Genomic DNA, 470 nt, shown 5'->3' on the forward strand with positions numbered 1-470 from the left:
GTTGTCGTGATAACGGCAGGGGTTGATGTGGTACTACTTGCTTGGAGAGTTGTGTAGTTTTTCCCTATATAAGAGCGGGCTGCACTGGCCCAGTTGCTGACAAGACGAGCTTCAGCCTGCCAACCTTTGGTTTTTAAATAGTCCTGCCATATGCCTGCTCCCCAGGCAACTATGATCATAACAATCAATAAAGCCGCGCCAATTTCCAGCGATGCCCAGCCTCGGTCATATTTTTTCATCAGATTACCCATAGTGGTTGATAAAGATTATCCAGTAGCAAAAGGACATGGCCAAGACACAGCCATGGACCCAGTGGGCCTTCTTTATGTCCTTTTATGCACCATGTTGAATGCCATAAGACAAATCCTCCTGCGCCCAGCAACACACTCCATATGGCGTTATATAGCCCTGACCATGCGGTAATACCTGCAATAAGCCACAGGTCTCCTGTGCCAATATTAAGACGATGG

Annotated in this window: 1 protein-coding gene and 1 pseudogene; both read right to left on the reverse strand. The window is 47.4% G+C overall.

Going from position 1 to position 470, the window contains the following annotated elements:
- Nucleotides 1-239 (reverse strand): shufflon system plasmid conjugative transfer pilus tip adhesin PilV (gene pilV / locus RTW80_RS27220; RefSeq protein WP_312721204.1); only part of this gene is annotated, 239 nt, incomplete at its 3' end.
- Nucleotides 239-470, reverse strand: a pseudogene (locus tag RTW80_RS27225) (prepilin peptidase); the annotation flags it as partial. The gene pilV and the pseudogene RTW80_RS27225, both read right to left, overlap by 1 nt.

This window comes from Escherichia sp. AM3 (assembly GCF_032029835.1).
GTDB lineage: Bacteria > Pseudomonadota > Gammaproteobacteria > Enterobacterales > Enterobacteriaceae > Escherichia > Escherichia coli.